Genomic DNA, 16,093 nt, shown 5'->3' on the forward strand with positions numbered 1-16,093 from the left:
AGGAAGTAGGAATCTTGCTCGACGTTAATCTGTTCGATCAGCTTCATATTGCTCTTGCGACGTCGGAAGACATTCGCAAGTGGTCGCACGGCACAGTGACCAAGCCGGAGACCATCAACTACCGCACCCTCAAGCCAGAGAAAGACGGCTTGTTCGGTGAGCAAATCTTTGGCCCGACCCGTGATTGGGAGTGTGCTTGTGGTAAGTACAAGCGCCCCCGTTACAAGGGCATCGTCTGTGAGCGCTGTGGCGTGGAAGTTACTCGCTCCAAGGTGCGCCGTGAGCGCATGGGCCACATTGAACTTGCTGCTCCTGTGACTCACATTTGGTACTTCAAGGGCGTTCCGTCGCGCCTTGGCTATCTCATGGATATCGCTCCGAAGGATCTGGAAAAGGTCATCTACTTCGCCGCCTACATGGTGACAGACGTAGACGAGGAGCGTCGTCATAACGACCTTCCATCGCTCACGGCCGAGTACGAGCTTGAGCGCGAAAACATCATCAAGGATCGCGACGCTGCTGTTGAGCGAGCACTCAAGGCTGAAGAGGCGGCTCTTGCTGAGGCTGAAGCCGCCGACGCCGATGCTGCAACTCGCGCCAAGATCAAGCGTAATGCTGAATCCGACACGCGCCGTGTGCGCCGTCAGTACGAAGAAGACCTTGCCCGTCTGGAGTCGGTGTGGGATAAGTTCACCAAACTCAAGGTCGGTGATCTTGAAGGCGATGAAGAGTCCTACCGTGAAATGAACCTTCGGTGGGGCGACTACTTTGAAGCTTCGCGTGGTGCAGAAGCCGTACAGAAGCGTCTGAAGAACTTCGATCTCCAGGCTGAGCACGATCTTCTTGTTGAGCAGATCGAGACTGGTACTGCCCAGCGCAAGACTCGCGCACTGAAGCGAATCAAGGTTGTCAACGCGTTCCTTCACTCGGGTATCGCTCCTGAGTCCATGGTTCTCGATGCGATTCCGGTGATTCCGCCGGATCTGCGCCCGATGGTTCAGCTCGATGGTGGCCGCTTTGCGACTTCGGATCTCAACGATCTTTACCGCCGCGTGATCAACCGCAACAACCGTCTCCAGCGTATGCTCGATCTCAATGCGCCGGAAATCATGGTGAATAACGAAAAGCGTATGCTTCAGGAAGCTGTCGATGCGCTCTTCGATAACGGCCGCCGTGGCCGCCCTGTTCAGGGTGCGGGTAACCGTCCACTGAAGTCGCTGTCCGACATGCTCAAGGGTAAGCAAGGTCGTTTCCGTCAGAACCTTCTGGGTAAGCGCGTGGACTACTCGGGCCGTTCGGTTATCGTCGTGGGCCCGACCCTCAAGCTTCACCAATGTGGTCTTCCAAAGACCATGGCTCTGGAGCTGTTCAAGCCGTTCGTTCAGAAGCGTCTTGTGGATCTCGAACTTGCGAAGAACATCAAGGCAGCAAAGCGCCTGATCGATCGTCAGCGCGACGAAGTCTTCGACGTGCTCGAAGAGGTCATTAAGGAGCATCCGGTCCTGCTCAACCGTGCGCCAACGCTGCACCGCCTGGGTATCCAGGCCTTCGAGCCACAGCTGATTGAAGGTAAGGCAATCCGTCTCCACCCGCTCGTGTGTTCCGCGTTTAACGCTGACTTCGACGGCGATCAGATGGCTGTTCACCTTCCGCTGTCTGTTGAGGCGCAGGCTGAAGCTCGTATCCTTATGCTTTCGGCTAACAACATTCTCAAGCCATCCGATGGTCGCCCGGTCACCGTTCCAGCTCAGGACATGATTATTGGTCTATACCACTTGACGATGCTCCGACCAGGAGCCGTAGGTGAAGGCCACTACTTCACGTCCATGGCCGAGGCTGAGATGGCCAAGGATTTGGGCAAGCTCAATCTCGAGGCTGAGTGCTACATTCGCTTCCATGCCGGTGACATCACCTTGCCGCGTGACTGGGAAGCTCCGGAAGGTTACGAAGAGGGCGACGACATCATCCTCAAGACCTCGCTCGGCCGCGCTCTGTTCAACGAAGCGCTCCCGACCACGTTCCCGTATGTCAACAAGGTCGTCAACAAGAAGGTTCTCGGCTCGCTCGTGAACGAGCTCGCTGAGCGTTATCCGAAGGTTGACGTCGGTGCGTCGCTTGACGCACTGAAGAACACCGGTTACTACTGGGGCGGTCGTTCCGGCGTCACCATCGCCGTGTCTGACGTTGCAACTCCGCCGAACAAGGCAGAGATCCTGGAGAAGGCTGAAGCTCGCGCTGCAAAGATTGAGCAGGACTTCCAGGAAGGTAACATCCGCGATTCGGATCGCCGTCGTGACCTGGTGAGCCTGTGGACCGAAGTGACCGATACAGTTGCTGACGAAATGCGCGCCCACTTTGACGACTTCAACAACATCAACCAGATGGTGTCCTCGGGTGCTCGTGGTAACTGGATGCAGATTCGCCAGGTGGCTGGTATGCGCGGTCTCGTGGCTGACCCGAAGGGCGAAATTATTCCTCGCCCGATTAAGTCGAACTACTACGAGGGCCTGTCCGCTCTTGAGTACTTTACGGCTACGCACGGTGCTCGTAAGGGCCTGGCCGATACCGCTCTACGTACTGCTGACTCGGGTTACCTCACCCGTCGTCTGGTTGACGTCGCTCAGGACGTCATCGTCCGCGAGGCAGACTGTGGCACACGCCGCGGCTTGACCAAGTCGATCGTCGAAATCGACGCTGATCGTCACGAAATTCGTTTGGTGAACGGTCAGCGTGTGACAGAAAAGGAAGTTTCCGCTGCTGATTGGGCAGCTGGAGAAGTCTTGCCACACGAGGAAATCGACACCTCGGTTTACGCTCGTACCCTTGCGAAGGATGCGATCGATGCTGAGGGCAACGTTGTGATCGCTGCCGGTACCGATATTGGTGACGTTGCGCTGGAGAAGATGCTCGCAGCAGGAATCAAGGAGATTTCGGTTCGTTCCGTTCTCACCTGTGATTCGCGCGTGGGTACTTGCGCAATGTGCTACGGCCGCTCGCTGGCAACCGGCAAGCTGGTTGATATCGGTGAAGCCGTCGGTATCGTCTCGGCACAGTCGATTGGCGAGCCTGGTACTCAGCTGACGATGCGTACCTTCCACACCGGTGGTGCGGCATCGGCAGAGGACATTACCCAGGGTCTTCCGCGTGTTCAGGAGCTTTTCGAAGCCCGTACACCAAAGGGTGAGGCACCGATCGTTGAGGCGGCTGGCAAGCTGGAGATTGAGGATCTGGAGCGTTCGCGTCGCCTGATCATCAAGCGCGACGACGGCGACGAGGACATCACGTACCTTGTGGCGAAGCGCGCTAAGCTTCTCGTTCCTGAAGGATCGCACGTCGAAGTTGGGCAGCAGCTTGTTGAGGGTTCGGTTGATCCGAAGAAAGTTCTGCGCATCTCTGGTCGTCGTACGGCACAGCTTCACCTCGTTTCCGAGGTTCAGCACGTGTACCGCTCGCAGGGTGTGGAGATTCACGACAAGCACATCGAGGTGATCGTTCGCCAGATGCTACGCCGTGTCACGGTTCTCGACTCAGGCGAATCGACGCTTCTGCCAGGTGAGCTCGTTGACGTCTCCGTCTTCGAAGACGCCAACCGTGCAACCTTGGCGAACGGCGGAAAGCCAGCTTCGGGCCGTCCAGAGCTTATGGGTATTACCAAGGCTTCGCTCGCTACTGACTCGTGGTTGTCGGCTGCATCGTTCCAGGAGACCACGAAGGTTCTGACTGAAGCAGCGCTGAACTCCAAGTCTGATCCGCTCGCGGGTCTGAAGGAGAACGTCATCCTCGGTAAGCTCATCCCGGCTGGTACCGGTCTGGAGATGCTACGCCACGCCACGGTTGAGCCCACACCTGAAGCGCGCTCGGAGTATGAGTCGGTGAATTCCTTCGTTGGAAATTCCGGTGAGTACGACGATCTTTACGGTTACTCATCGATGGATTTTGACTCCGGCCTCGGCTACGGATTCAACAACTTCTGATATCACCTGTATGGAGAGAGCCCCACGAAAGTGGGGCTCTCTCCATACACCATGTAGGTAAAATATTGTGTTAGCATCTTCGAAATCGGAGACACAAAACGTCTATTCCTCAGGGAGGCTTGTTGGAGTATCTGCGACACGGGTGTCTGCGGAGATTAAACAAACTAACTTTCATACGGGTGCGCGTTTTGAGCTGACAAATAAGGATAAACGGATTTGCCAAGATGTGAAATGGTCATGGGATCGGTGCAGTAAGCTGTTAACGGTGACACGATAATCTGAGCGAGAGGCGATGCTCCATGATCGTGAGAGAAGGCAAGAACCTCCGATTTTCCTATGGCTCCCGTGAAGTCTTTTCTGATTTAAATATTGAACTTCCACGAGGGTTAACTGGACTGGTTGGACCCAATGGGGCAGGCAAAACCACTGTTTTGCGCATCTTAGCTGGCATCATAAAGCCGTCATCAGGGTATGTGATGCACGACGGAGAGAAAATTCTCTCGGCTCGTTCGCGGTCAGTTCTCCGTCAGAAAACTGGATATCTCCCACAAAATCCGACGTGGACGTCGTTGACTTCTGTTGGAGACTTTGTCGAGTATTGTTTTCGGATGAATGGCGGTCGCAACGAAGTAAGCCGCGCAGTCACTCTCGCTCTCGAAGCCACGAATGTGTACCAATTGAGAGATCGTAAGATCGGTCAGCTTTCTGGGGGAGAGCGCCGCCGAGTGTATCTTGCAGGAGCGATTGTTCACAGTCCTGAAGTCATTATTCTTGATGAGCCCACAGTGGGTTTAGACCCTGAGCAACGTATCCATTTCCGACAGATGGTGGAAGACCTTGCCACTGAGAGTACGGTTTTACTTTCAACCCATATCATTGAAGACCTCAGCGGAATAGCTCACGCAATCAGCGTATTAAACGAGGGCAAAGTGATCTGGAATGGCACTGTTGACGCTCTGCGTTCATATGGTGAGGGAGCGAACGGGATGTCCGATTTGGAAGCGGGGTATCTGTATGTCTTGGGCCATTAAACATCTTTGGTTTGTTCTAGCGCTCGGCATCACTGCCGCTCTGACACTCCTGTCCTATTTTCTTTCATATTCGCAAACCCATATCTCCTATATATGGGAGATTGACTCAGCGTTATCGGTAACCACTATTGTCGCTCCTGTCTTAGCGGGGCTCGCTGCGGTGCGGTCATGGGTGCAACAATCACGAGCAGAAATCGTATCGAGTTTTCCTGCACGAGGTCAGTTTCTCGCATACGTTGCCGATCCCATCGCGATGTCTGGTGGAGCTATCTTTGGCTTAGCATTAGCATCTGCAGTTGTTACTGCGATCAGCTTGGCGCACGGTAACGCTTTTGCATGGTTAGCACTTGCTCCTCTACCCGTGGCAATCGCACATATCATCGCGATGATCTTTTTGGGGGCAGGATTGGGGTATATTTTTCCCTATTTGCTCACCGGACCGCTTGTTGTTATTGCGCTTTATGTTGCGACTGCCTTCGATGTCGGAGGCTTATCGGTTGCGGGAGATTATGCGGGTGCATCGGTCGAATGGTTGGGGCAGATGCAATATTCGACACGTGCGTTACTTTTCCTCCTTGTATCATTTCTTGCTTTCATTATCGGTGGGCTCGCGGTACTCACGGCGAATGCATACAAGAATATGACGCTTTCGGCGATAGGCATTGTTCTGTTCGTCATGGCTTTCTCTTCGCTATCCCTTCAACGTGATATCCCCCTATGGGAGAGTCGTCCATTCGTATCATGCGCTAACGTAGGCCACTCGGATATCAGTATTTGTGTTCCAACCGAACAAAAGCATACGTTGGTTCATATCACTCGAAAGCTTGAAATACCGGTGAATCGCCTTGTGGAGTTAGATCCAAGTGTGCGAGGGACGAAAGTGACAATACCGGGATCCGTTGGCTTTGGAGACATCCTCACTCCGTCTTCCTTGGACGTTGCGACTGCTGTGAATTTCCTTTGGGAATTTTCATGTGTATCAAAGATGTCTGACCAGGTACGAGACCAGATACCGGCCGAAACGCGCTTCAAGATGACGGATGCACGAGAAGAAGTCGCACGATGGTTGCTCGGCGAAAGTGATATCGTTCGAGCTCGCAAGGCCTACATGTTGATGACAAGTGCATGTGACGGCTGAGATGTGGACGTTTGCTAAAATTTGGATACGCATTCCAAGCTTCGTTGCGACTTTAGTGGCAACATTCTTTATTTCTGGAATGGGGGATACGTATTCGCTTGACGTGTTATTCAGATATGAGGCAGAGTTCGTCCCGTTCTATGTGCTTGTATTCCTCGTGCCTGTCGGTTTTATTCCGAGCTTCACTTCACCAAGTCTTGAGATTGAGGAATGTTTCCCTGTTTCACCCCGGTTCCGCTATCGCTTGTTGCTTGTATTATGTGTGCCATTGGCTGCAGTTTTGTGTTTGGCTGCCGCTGTTCCTCTCCTTGGGCTGTCGTTTGGGGCTTTAGCTATCGCCGCCCGAAATGTTATTGGAGGGCTGGGTATCATCCTTGTCTCAAGGCATTTCTTCTCAATGGAATACTCGTGGGTACTACCAGTGACGTATGCCGGGCTATGTTGGGTTCTTGGAGTACCAGATTATTCGCAGATCGCCCACTCGTGGGCGCTACCACTTCGTGACGGCTCCGACGTCGTAGCGGCGCTGAGTTTCTGTTCTGTATACGTGTTGGGCGCGGGTTTTTTTGTCACCGATTGAACGACGCTGGGCATCGCTGTGAGGTTGTCCGATCAACTATTGAAAATGTGCCGCACCCCACCTGCAATGGTGAATACATACTTTTGACGTTTCGCTCTCGTGGGCATTATTCTTGACAATGGTGCCCGTTCCGGGGGCTTTATGTTGCCCTGTTTGGAAAGAGTCATTGCCTCCACGCAATGAATTTTTCCAACTTGAAGCCCACGGACGTGATGAGGGGACGGTGTCCCTCTGACCGCAGGCTGAAGTGAAAAGGGCTTGGCAGGCGGGCAAAACTGACGAAATCATTCGACATAGGAGTAATAGTGCCAACTATTCAGCAGCTGGTTCGTAAGGGCCGCTCAAGTAAGTCGAGTGCATCCTCTACTCGTGCGCTGAAGGGTTCCCCACAGCGTCGAGGCGTGTGCACCCGCGTCTACACCACCACCCCGAAGAAGCCGAACTCAGCTCTTCGTAAGGTTGCCCGTGTGCGTCTTTCCTCGGGTATCGAGGTCTCCGCATATATCCCAGGCGAGGGCCACAACCTCCAGGAGCACTCGATTGTGCTCGTTCGTGGAGGCCGTGTGAAGGACCTCCCGGGTGTTCGTTACCACATCGTCCGCGGCGCGCTTGACACCCAGGGTGTGAAGAACCGTTCGCAGGGACGTTCCAAGTACGGTGCGAAGAAGGAGAAGAAGTAATGGCACGTAAGGGCCCAATCAAGAAGCGCCCGTTGGTGGCCGATCCAGTTCACCACTCGCAGCTCGTTACCCAGCTCATTAACCGCGTTCTGCTCGACGGCAAGAAGACCAAGGCAGAGGCTATCGTTTACGGTGCGCTCGCAGGCGTCGCCGCAAAGACCAGCCAGGAGCCGCTCGACGTTCTCAAGCGCGCGATGGAAAACATCCGCCCGCAGCTTGAGGTGCGTTCACGCCGCGTCGGTGGTGCAACCTACCAGGTCCCCACCGAAGTGAAGCCGAACCGCGCCAACACGCTCGCTCTGCGCTGGCTCGTGGACTTCTCCCGCCAGCGTCGTGAGAACACCATGCAAGACCGTCTCATGAACGAAATCATGGACGCCGCAAACGGCCTCGGAGCTGCTGTGAAGCGCCGCGAGGATATGCACCGTATGGCTGAGGCCAACCGTGCCTTCGCCCACTACCGTTGGTAATCGAAGGGAGCTATCCAAGTGGCAGAGCATAAGGTTATTACAGACCTCGGCCGCGTTCGTAACATTGGTATTATGGCGCACATCGACGCCGGTAAGACCACCACGACCGAGCGCATTCTTTTCTACACCGGTATTAACTACAAGATCGGTGAAACCCACGACGGCGCTTCGACGACCGACTGGATGGAGCAGGAGAAGGAGCGCGGCATCACGATTACGTCGGCTGCTGTGACCTCCTACTGGAAGAACGCTCAGGGCAAGGATGTCCAGATCAACATCATCGACACCCCTGGCCACGTTGACTTCACCGTTGAGGTGGAGCGTTCGCTGCGCGTCCTTGATGGCGCTGTTGCAGTGTTCGACGGCAAGGAAGGTGTGGAGCCGCAGTCGGAGACTGTGTGGCGCCAGGCTGACAAGTACGATGTTCCGCGTGTCTGCTTTATCAACAAGATGGACAAGATGGGTGCGGACTTCTACTTCTCCGTGCAGACCATTAAGGATCGCCTCAAGGCGAAGCCGCTCGTTCTCAACCTGCCGATCGGCGCTGAGTCGGAGCTCTCCGGCGTCGTTGACCTGCTCAAGATGAAGGCAATCCGCTTCCCCGCGAAGGACGACAAGGGTAACGATACCCTCGGCTCTGTCGTGGTGGAAGAAGAAATCCCGGCCGATATGCTCGAGAAGGCGGAAGAGTACCGCAACGAGCTTATCGAGACTATCGCCGAGAACGACGAAGAACTGCTTGAGAAGTACCTCGGTGGCGAAGAGCCAACCATGGAAGAGATGAAGGCAGTTATTCGCCGTTTGACGATTGCTTCTGAGGCGTTCCCAGTCTTCGCTGGTTCGGCCTACAAGAACATCGGCGTGCAGCCAATTCTCGACGCTGTCGTGGATTACCTCCCGTCGCCGCTCGATATCGGTGCTGTGCATGGTCACGATCCGAAGGATGAAGAAGTTGAGCTCACCCGTGAGCCTTCAGAGGACGCTCCGTTCTCCGCTCTTGCCTTCAAGATCGCCGTCCACCCGTTCTTCGGCCGCCTGACCTTCGTCCGCATCTACTCGGGTAAGGTTTCGCAGGGTGACCAGGTGCTCAACGCAACCAAGGGTAAGAAGGAGCGCATTGGAAAGATCTTCCAGATGCACTCGAATAAGGAAAACCCGGTTGATGCTGCACACGCAGGCCATATTTACGCCGTCGTCGGTCTCAAGGACACCACCACCGGTGATTCCCTGACCGATGTCAACCACCCGATCTCGCTTGAGTCGATGACCTTCCCGGATCCAGTGATCCACGTGGCCATCGAGCCGAAGTCAAAGGCTGACCAGGAGAAGCTGGGTCTTGCTATCCAGAAGCTCGCTGAAGAGGATCCGACCTTCACGGTTCGCCTTGACGACGAGTCCGGTCAGACCGTCATCGGCGGCATGGGCGAACTTCACCTTGATATTCTTGTGGACCGTATGCGCCGCGAGTTCAAGGTGGATGCGAACGTTGGCTCGCCGATGGTTGCTTACCGTGAGACAATTCGCGGCACTGCAAAGTCCGTTGAGTACACTCACAAGAAGCAGACCGGTGGTTCCGGTCAGTTCGCAAAGGTGCTTGTAACCTTCGAGCCCCTTGAGGAGAACGAAGAAGGCAAGACCTACGAGTTTATCGACGCCGTTACCGGCGGCCGTGTGCCGCGCGAGTACATTCCGTCAGTCGATGCTGGTATTCAGGCCGCCATGGAGAACGGTGTTCTCGCCGGTTACCCGATGGTGAACGTGAAGGCCACCCTCGAAGACGGTGCGTACCACGACGTCGATTCCTCCGAAATGGCGTTCAAGATTGCAGGCCAGATGGTATTCCGCGAGGGCGCTAAGCGCGCGAAGCCGGTTATCCTCGAGCCTGTGATGGACGTGGAGGTTCGTACTCCTGAGGAGTACATGGGAGATGTGATTGGCGACCTTAACTCTCGCCGTGGTCAGATCTCCTCGATGGAGGATGCGACGGGTGTGAAGATCGTTCGCGCTCTCGTTCCGCTTTCCGAGATGTTTGGTTACATCGGCGATCTGCGTTCGAAGACGCAGGGTCGCGCAGTGTACACCATGCAGTTCGCAAAGTATCAGGAGGTTCCGAAGGCTGTGTCCGACGAAATCATCCAGAAGACCCGTGGCGAGTGAGCCAACAGGTAGATTACAATAAACCGTAACCAGTAGGTTTCTAGCCTCGGGTCAGGGAGCGTGTGCTTCCGTCCCAAAGCTGTACAACCAAACAATCGAATCCCAGGAGGGGAATAGTGGCCAAGGCCAAGTACGACAAGTCCAAGCCGCATATGAATATCGGCACCATCGGTCACGTCGATCACGGTAAGACGACGACGACCGCTGCTATCACCAAGGTTCTCGCTGACAAGTACCCGGATCTGAACGAGTTCACCCCGTTCGATCAGGTTGACAACGCTCCAGAAGAGCGCCAGCGCGGAATTACCATCAACGTTTCCCACGTTGAGTACCAGACCGAGAAGCGTCACTACGCTCACGTTGACGCCCCGGGCCACGCCGACTACATCAAGAACATGATTACCGGTGCTGCTCAGATGGACGGCGCAATCCTCGTGGTTGCTGCTACCGACGGCCCGATGGCTCAGACCCGTGAGCACGTTCTGCTCGCCCGCCAGGTGGGCGTGCCGCAGATCATCGTCGCCCTCAACAAGGCTGACATGGTTGACGACGAAGAGCTCCTCGAGCTCGTTGAGATGGAGGTTCGCGACCTTCTCTCGTCCCAGGATTACCCGGGCGACGATCTTCCAGTCGTGAAGATTTCGGCTCTCAAGGCTCTTGAGGGCGACGAGAAGTGGACCGCTTCCATCGAAGAGCTCATGGAAGCTGTTGACACCTACTTCGACGATCCGGTTCGCGATCTCGACAAGCCGTTCCTCATGCCGATCGAGGACGTCTTCACCATCACCGGCCGTGGCACCGTTGTTACCGGTCGTGTTGAGCGTGGCCAGCTGAACCTGAACGAGGAAGTCGAGATTCTCGGCATCCGCGCTCCTCAGAAGACCACCGTTACCGGTATCGAGATGTTCCACAAGCAGATGGATTACGCTGAGGCTGGCGAAAACTGTGGCCTCCTCCTGCGTGGCACCAAGCGTGAGGACGTTGAGCGTGGCCAGGTTGTGGCCAAGCCGGGTTCGATCACCCCGCACACCAACTTCGAGGCACAGGTTTACGTGCTCAAGAAGGAAGAGGGCGGCCGTCACAACCCGTTCTTCTCGAACTACCGTCCGCAGTTCTACTTCCGTACCACCGACGTGACCGGCATCATCACCCTCCCAGAGGGCACCGAGATGGTCATGCCTGGCGACAACACTGAGATGACCGTTGAGCTCATCCAGCCAATCGCTATGGAAGAGGGCCTCGGCTTCGCTATCCGCGAGGGTGGCCACACCGTTGGTTCAGGCCGCGTCACCAAGATCATCAAGTGATGATCTGACCGGTTCAAAAACCTCAGGAACCCCGATGCACTGCATCGGGGTTCCTGTTTATGCATAATGACAAATACTTGTAACGAGATGATGGCGGAGCCACAACGTCAATGTTGGAGAATGGCTGATGATCCTGGTAGTATGTTCCAGGTTCATGCCAAAACGGCACTAACCAGTGCGCAGTTTCGTGTGTTTGAACACGATGTTGTTATTGAAATTGCCTCTTGGGGTAAATTTCTGACATACTGGTTTAGTTGCCCGGGAGGGCTTTAAGAACTTGGCCGATCTGCAAAAGCAGACCGGTACATTGAATGGTTCATCAAAATCACATAGGGCTTGACGGATTGCGACTCATCATCGTGCGGCACGCCCATGCATATGGGATTTTGGTTAGCCGCGGTAGAGAGAGGGAGACGACGCCATGGCGGGACAAAAGATCCGCATCCGTCTGAAGTCTTATGACCACGAGGTCATCGACAACGCAGCGAAAAAGCTCGTCGACGAAGTTACCCGTACTGGAGCGTCTGTTGTGGGACCAGTTCCGTTGCCGACCGAGAAGAATGTCTTCACGGTCATTCGCTCGCCCCACAAGTACAAGGACAGTCGCGAGGCGTTTGAAATGCGTACGCATAAGCGCCTGATCGACATCGTCGATCCGACCCTGAAGACCATCGATACTCTGCGTCGTCTGGACTTGCCGGCCGATGTCAGCGTCGATATTACGCTCTGAGGTAACGCATTATGACCAAGAAAATTACTTTTGCGCCGCAGAAGCCTGCTTACAAGGCGCTTCTGGGCACCAAGCTGGGCATGACCCAGGTGTGGGACGAAGAGGGTCACCTCATTCCTGTCACCGTGGTGTCTGTTGGAAAGAATGTTGTGACGCAGATCCGTACCCCTGAGGTTGACGGATATGCCGCCGTTCAGATCGGCTCTGGTGAGCTGAAGAACAAGAACGTGACCAAGCCACTTGCTGGTCACTTCGAGAAGGCCGGAGTTGCTCCGCGCCGCCATGTTGCTGAGATCCGCACCGAAGATGCTGCCGAGTACTCGCTCGGCCAGGAGCTTGGTGTTGAGACCTTCGAAGCTGGCGCAGTTGTCGATGTTATCGGCAAGTCCAAGGGTAAGGGTTTCGCCGGTGTGATGAAGCGCCACGGCTTTGCTGGTGTTTCGGCATCGCACGGCGCCCACCGTAATCACCGCAAGCCGGGTTCGATTGGCGCCTGCGCCACACCGTCCCGCGTGTTCCGCGGTATGCGCATGGCAGGACGCATGGGCTCGGCCCGCGTCACTGTGCAGAACCTGACCATTCACGCGATTGACGCCGAGAACAACCTGCTTCTCGTTACCGGTGCAATTCCGGGCCCCAAGGGCGGCGTGGTCGTTATTCGTTCGTCCGTGAAGGGAGCCTGATTTTAAATGGCAGACTTCAAGGTAGACGTGCTCGATGCAACCGGTAAGAAGACCGGCGATGTGACTCTGGCAGCTGATCTGTTTGATCTCGAGGTCAACATTCCGCTGATCCACCAGGTCGTCGTTGCTCAGCTTGCTGCTGCACGCCAGGGCACCCACAAGACCAAGACCCGTGGAGAAGTCTCCGGCGGTGGCGTTAAGCCGTTCAAGCAGAAGGGCACCGGCCGCGCTCGTCAGGGCTCGATCCGTGCGCCGCACTTCACCGGTGGTGGAACCGTTCACGGTCCTCAGCCGCGCTCGTACGCTCAGCGCACCCCCAAGAAGATGATTGCTGCTGCTCTGCGCCAGGCGCTGTCTGATCGCGCACGCAACGGCCGCATCCACGTCGTGACCGAATTCCTCGGTGGCGAGAAGCCATCGACTAAGACAGCTCTCGTTCTGCTGAACAAGGTTACACAGTCCGGTAACTCACTCGTTGTGATCGAGCGTTCGGATGAGCTCTCGGCCCTCTCGCTGCGTAATGCACCTGAGGCGCACGTGCTCTACGCCGATCAGCTCAATGCGTACGACGTGCTCGTTGCCGACGACGTCATCTTCACCGAGGCTGCTCTGAACAACTGGGTTGCCGCTAACTCGAAGGAGACCACGAAGTGACTGAGTACGCAGCTTTCAAGAACAAGAACCCGCGCGACATCATCCTGGCGCCGGTAGCCTCCGAGAAGGCCGCCCGTCTGGAAGACGAGGGTAAGTACACGTTCCTCGTACACCCGGATTCAAACAAGACCGAGATCAGACTCGCGATTGAGGAGATCTTCAAGGTCAAGGTTGATTCGGTGAACACCCAGAACCGTTACGGTAAGACTCGTCGTACTCGCAACGGCATTGGCCGTCGCAAGGCAACGAAGCGCGCTATCGTGACCCTCCGCGAGGGCTCGATCGATATCTACGGTGACATCGTCGGCTGACGCCGGCAGGACTAAGAGGAAAAGAACTCATGGGAATTCGTAAGTACAAGCCGACGACCCCGGGTCGTCGCGGTGCGAGCGTTGCCGACTTCGCCGAGATCACCCGATCCACTCCGGAGAAGTCACTGCTTCGCCCGCTTCACAAGACTGGTGGCCGTAACAACAACGGCCGCATCACCACTCGTCATAAGGGTGGCGGACACAAGCGTCAGTACCGCGTGATCGACTTCCGTCGTCACGACAAGGACGGCGTGCCAGCACGCGTTGCTCACATCGAATACGATCCGAACCGTACCGCGCGTATTGCTCTCCTGCACTACGCCGACGGCGAGAAGCGTTACATCCTGGCTCCGAACAAGCTCGTTCAGGGTTCCATGGTTGAGAACGGTCCGTCTGCTGACATCAAGCCGGGCAACAACCTCCCGCTGCGTAACATCCCGGTTGGTACCGTGATTCACGCTGTCGAGATGCGTCCGGGCGGCGGTGCCAAGATCGCACGTTCAGCCGGTACGTCGGTACAGCTCGTTGCGAAGGAAGGCAAGCTCGCTCAACTGCGTATGCCTTCAGGTGAAATCCGCAATGTTGATGCTCGTTGCCGCGCCACTGTTGGCGAAGTTGGCAATGCAGAGCAGTCCAACATCAACTGGGGCAAGGCCGGACGTATGCGCTGGAAGGGCGTTCGCCCAACTGTCCGTGGTGTTGTGATGAACCCGTTCGATCACCCACATGGTGGTGGTGAAGGTAAGACTTCCGGCGGTCGCCATCCGGTTACTCCGTGGGGTAAGCCCGAAGGTCGTACCCGCCATGCCAACAAGCACAGCGACAAGCTCATTGTTCGCCGTCGCAAGACCGGTAAGAAGCGCTGATCAGGAGGATATGAGCTATGCCGCGTAGTTTGAAGAAGGGCCCGTTCGTTGACGACCATCTCATGAAGAAGGTTGACGATCAGAATGAAAAGGGCACCAAGAACGTTATTAAGACCTGGTCGCGTCGCTCGGTTATCACGCCGGACTTCCTTGGCCACACGTTCGCAGTTCATGACGGCCGGAAGCACGTTCCGGTGTTCGTCACCGAATCCATGGTTGGTCACAAGCTCGGCGAGTTCGCCCCGACGCGCACCTTCAAGGGTCACGTCAAGGACGATCGCAAGGGCCGTCGCCGCTGAGGCAAGAGGAGAGAATTATGGAAGCAAAAGCACAGGCGCGTTACGTGCGTGTGACTCCGCAGAAGTCTCGCCGCGTGGTCAACGAGATCCGTGGTATGCGTGCGCTTGCAGCAGTTGATCTGCTCACGTACGCACCGCAGGCGGTTGCGAAGGACGTGAAGAAGGTTCTCGAGTCGGCTCTCGCGAACGCTCGTTACGCTGCGGATGCAGCTGGTGAGAAGTTTGTCGATGGTGATTTCGTGGTTTCGGCTGCTTACGTTGACGAAGGCCCGACCATGAAGCGCATCCAACCGCGTGCGCAGGGTCGCGCAAACCGCATCCTGAAGCGCACGAGCCACATCACGGTCGTTGTCTCGAACAGCACGAAGTCCGAGAAGAAGGGAGCCTGATAATGGGACAGAAAGTTAACCCGACCGGTTTCCGCCTCGGTCTGACCACCGAGCACCGCGCCAAGTGGTTCACCGATTCGTCTAAGCCGGGTCAGAGCTACGCCGATTTCATCGGCGAAGATATCAAGATCCGCAAGATGGTTGAAAAGAACCTTGATCGTGCGGGCATTTCTCGCGTGAAGATCGAGCGTCGTTCGGAGCGCGTGGTTGTGGATATTCACACCGCACGCCCAGGAATCGTCATCGGTCGCCGCGGAGCTGAAGCTGAGCGCCTTCGCGCTGATCTTGAGAAGCTCATCGGCAAGGGCATTCACCTCAACATTCTTGATGTGAAGAACCCTGAGGCTGATGCCCAGCTGATTGCACAGGGTATTGCTGAGCAGCTTACAGCTCGTGTTTCGTTCCGTCGCGCAATGCGTAAGTCGATTCAGTCGGCTCAGCGTGCTGGCGTGAAGGGCATCCGCGTGTCGGTTTCGGGTCGTCTTGGCGGCGCTGAAATGTCGCGCAACGAGTTCTACCTTGAGGGTCGTGTGCCGCTGCACACGCTCCGTGCGAACATCGACTATGGCTTCTATGAGGCTAAGACCACCTTCGGACGTATCGGCGTGAAGGTTTGGGTTTACCGTGGCGACATGACCGACGCCGAGTATGAGCGTCAGCTCAACGAGTCGTCGCGTGGCCGTGGCCGTGGCAATGGTCGCGGTGGCCGTCGTAATGACCGTGGTAACCGCGGTGGCCGCGGCAACCGCCAGGAGAACGTGAACAAGGCTGAGGCTCCTAAGGCCGAGCAGCCCGCTACTACCCAGGAAACGGAGGCCTGAGTT

16 protein-coding genes are annotated in these 16,093 nt (G+C 56.0%); all 16 read left to right on the forward strand.

The features are described 5' to 3' along the window. The first annotated feature begins 14 nt into the window (after window positions 1–14). The 16 genes from rpoC to rpsC all read left to right on the forward strand — a co-directional run bounded on the left by rpoC (window position 15) and on the right by rpsC (window position 16,090). Window positions 15–3,974: a DNA-directed RNA polymerase subunit beta' gene (gene rpoC, locus P7079_RS02025; protein ID WP_278013175.1), complete on the forward strand. Its 3,960-nt coding sequence runs from the start codon at window positions 15–17 to the stop codon at window positions 3,972–3,974. A gap of 299 nt (window positions 3,975–4,273) precedes the next feature. Then, window positions 4,274–5,005: an ATP-binding cassette domain-containing protein gene (locus P7079_RS02030; RefSeq protein WP_278013176.1), complete on the forward strand. Its 732-nt coding sequence runs from the start codon at window positions 4,274–4,276 to the stop codon at window positions 5,003–5,005. Further along, entirely contained in the window at window positions 4,989–6,143 is a 1,155-nt protein-coding gene (locus tag P7079_RS02035; protein WP_278013177.1) for a hypothetical protein, read from the forward strand. Before P7079_RS02030 ends, P7079_RS02035 begins: the two co-directional genes overlap by 17 nt. A 55-nt stretch (window positions 6,144–6,198) precedes the next feature. After that, entirely contained in the window at window positions 6,199–6,723 is a 525-nt protein-coding gene (locus P7079_RS02040) for a hypothetical protein (RefSeq protein ID WP_278013178.1), read from the forward strand. A 305-nt stretch (window positions 6,724–7,028) separates the two neighbouring features. Then, the gene (gene rpsL / locus P7079_RS02045; protein ID WP_278013179.1) at window positions 7,029–7,403 is read left to right on the forward strand and encodes a 30S ribosomal protein S12; all 375 of its coding nucleotides are present in this window, start codon (window positions 7,029–7,031) and stop codon (window positions 7,401–7,403) included. Further along, window positions 7,403–7,873, forward strand: coding sequence for a 30S ribosomal protein S7 (gene rpsG / locus P7079_RS02050; RefSeq protein WP_278013180.1), 471 nt, complete (start codon window positions 7,403–7,405; stop codon window positions 7,871–7,873). The genes rpsL and rpsG overlap by 1 nt, the downstream gene beginning before the upstream one ends. A gap of 72 nt (window positions 7,874–7,945) precedes the next feature. After that, entirely contained in the window at window positions 7,946–10,030 is a 2,085-nt protein-coding gene (fusA, locus tag P7079_RS02055; RefSeq protein ID WP_278013582.1) for an elongation factor G, read from the forward strand. Between the two features lie 116 nt (window positions 10,031–10,146). After that, window positions 10,147–11,337, forward strand: a complete 1,191-nt coding sequence (gene tuf / locus P7079_RS02060; RefSeq protein ID WP_278013181.1) for an elongation factor Tu — start codon at window positions 10,147–10,149, stop codon at window positions 11,335–11,337. Window positions 11,338–11,758: 421 nt separating this feature from the next. Then, window positions 11,759–12,067 (forward strand): 30S ribosomal protein S10, encoded by a 309-nt coding sequence (gene rpsJ, locus P7079_RS02065; protein ID WP_278013182.1) that lies wholly within the window; start codon window positions 11,759–11,761, stop codon window positions 12,065–12,067. A gap of 11 nt (window positions 12,068–12,078) precedes the next feature. Continuing rightward, a complete protein-coding gene (rplC, locus tag P7079_RS02070; RefSeq protein WP_278013183.1) occupies window positions 12,079–12,750 on the forward strand; it encodes a 50S ribosomal protein L3 in 672 nt (223 codons plus the stop codon). A 6-nt stretch (window positions 12,751–12,756) separates the two neighbouring features. Continuing rightward, a complete protein-coding gene (rplD, locus tag P7079_RS02075) occupies window positions 12,757–13,404 on the forward strand; it encodes a 50S ribosomal protein L4 (protein ID WP_278013184.1) in 648 nt (215 codons plus the stop codon). After that, the gene (gene rplW, locus P7079_RS02080) at window positions 13,401–13,715 is read left to right on the forward strand and encodes a 50S ribosomal protein L23 (RefSeq protein WP_278013185.1); all 315 of its coding nucleotides are present in this window, start codon (window positions 13,401–13,403) and stop codon (window positions 13,713–13,715) included. The genes rplD and rplW overlap by 4 nt, the downstream gene beginning before the upstream one ends. A 29-nt stretch (window positions 13,716–13,744) precedes the next feature. Further along, window positions 13,745–14,581 (forward strand): 50S ribosomal protein L2, encoded by an 837-nt coding sequence (rplB, locus tag P7079_RS02085; RefSeq protein ID WP_278013186.1) that lies wholly within the window; start codon window positions 13,745–13,747, stop codon window positions 14,579–14,581. Between the two features lie 17 nt (window positions 14,582–14,598). Then, complete coding sequence (gene rpsS / locus P7079_RS02090) at window positions 14,599–14,880, forward strand: 30S ribosomal protein S19 (protein WP_278013187.1); 282 nt, start codon at window positions 14,599–14,601, stop codon at window positions 14,878–14,880. Window positions 14,881–14,897: 17 nt separating this feature from the next. Further along, window positions 14,898–15,269 (forward strand): 50S ribosomal protein L22, encoded by a 372-nt coding sequence (rplV, locus tag P7079_RS02095; RefSeq protein ID WP_278013188.1) that lies wholly within the window; start codon window positions 14,898–14,900, stop codon window positions 15,267–15,269. 2 nt (window positions 15,270–15,271) lie between these two features. Beyond that, window positions 15,272–16,090, forward strand: coding sequence for a 30S ribosomal protein S3 (gene rpsC / locus P7079_RS02100; RefSeq protein ID WP_278013189.1), 819 nt, complete (start codon window positions 15,272–15,274; stop codon window positions 16,088–16,090). Window positions 16,091–16,093 lie beyond the last annotated feature (3 nt).

The organism is Arcanobacterium canis, from assembly GCF_029625435.1.
Taxonomy (GTDB): domain Bacteria; phylum Actinomycetota; class Actinomycetes; order Actinomycetales; family Actinomycetaceae; genus Arcanobacterium; species Arcanobacterium canis.

What these genes read in the sequence shown, in the direction of transcription:
- rplC (WP_278013183.1), top strand. Translation starts at nt 12,079, where the DNA reads ATGACCAAGAAAATTACTTTTGCGCCGCAGAAGCCTGCTTACAAGGCG.
- rpsC (WP_278013189.1), top strand. Translation starts at nt 15,272, where the DNA reads ATGGGACAGAAAGTTAACCCGACCGGTTTCCGCCTCGGTCTGACCACC.
- fusA (WP_278013582.1), top strand. Translation starts at nt 7,946, where the DNA reads ATGGCGCACATCGACGCCGGTAAGACCACCACGACCGAGCGCATTCTT.
- P7079_RS02030 (WP_278013176.1), top strand. Translation starts at nt 4,274, where the DNA reads ATGATCGTGAGAGAAGGCAAGAACCTCCGATTTTCCTATGGCTCCCGT.
- rpsS (WP_278013187.1), top strand. Translation starts at nt 14,599, where the DNA reads ATGCCGCGTAGTTTGAAGAAGGGCCCGTTCGTTGACGACCATCTCATG.
- rplB (WP_278013186.1), top strand. Translation starts at nt 13,745, where the DNA reads ATGGGAATTCGTAAGTACAAGCCGACGACCCCGGGTCGTCGCGGTGCG.
- rpsG (WP_278013180.1), top strand. Translation starts at nt 7,403, where the DNA reads ATGGCACGTAAGGGCCCAATCAAGAAGCGCCCGTTGGTGGCCGATCCA.
- rplD (WP_278013184.1), top strand. Translation starts at nt 12,757, where the DNA reads ATGGCAGACTTCAAGGTAGACGTGCTCGATGCAACCGGTAAGAAGACC.
- rpsJ (WP_278013182.1), top strand. Translation starts at nt 11,759, where the DNA reads ATGGCGGGACAAAAGATCCGCATCCGTCTGAAGTCTTATGACCACGAG.
- P7079_RS02035 (WP_278013177.1), top strand. Translation starts at nt 4,989, where the DNA reads ATGTCTTGGGCCATTAAACATCTTTGGTTTGTTCTAGCGCTCGGCATC.
- rplV (WP_278013188.1), top strand. Translation starts at nt 14,898, where the DNA reads ATGGAAGCAAAAGCACAGGCGCGTTACGTGCGTGTGACTCCGCAGAAG.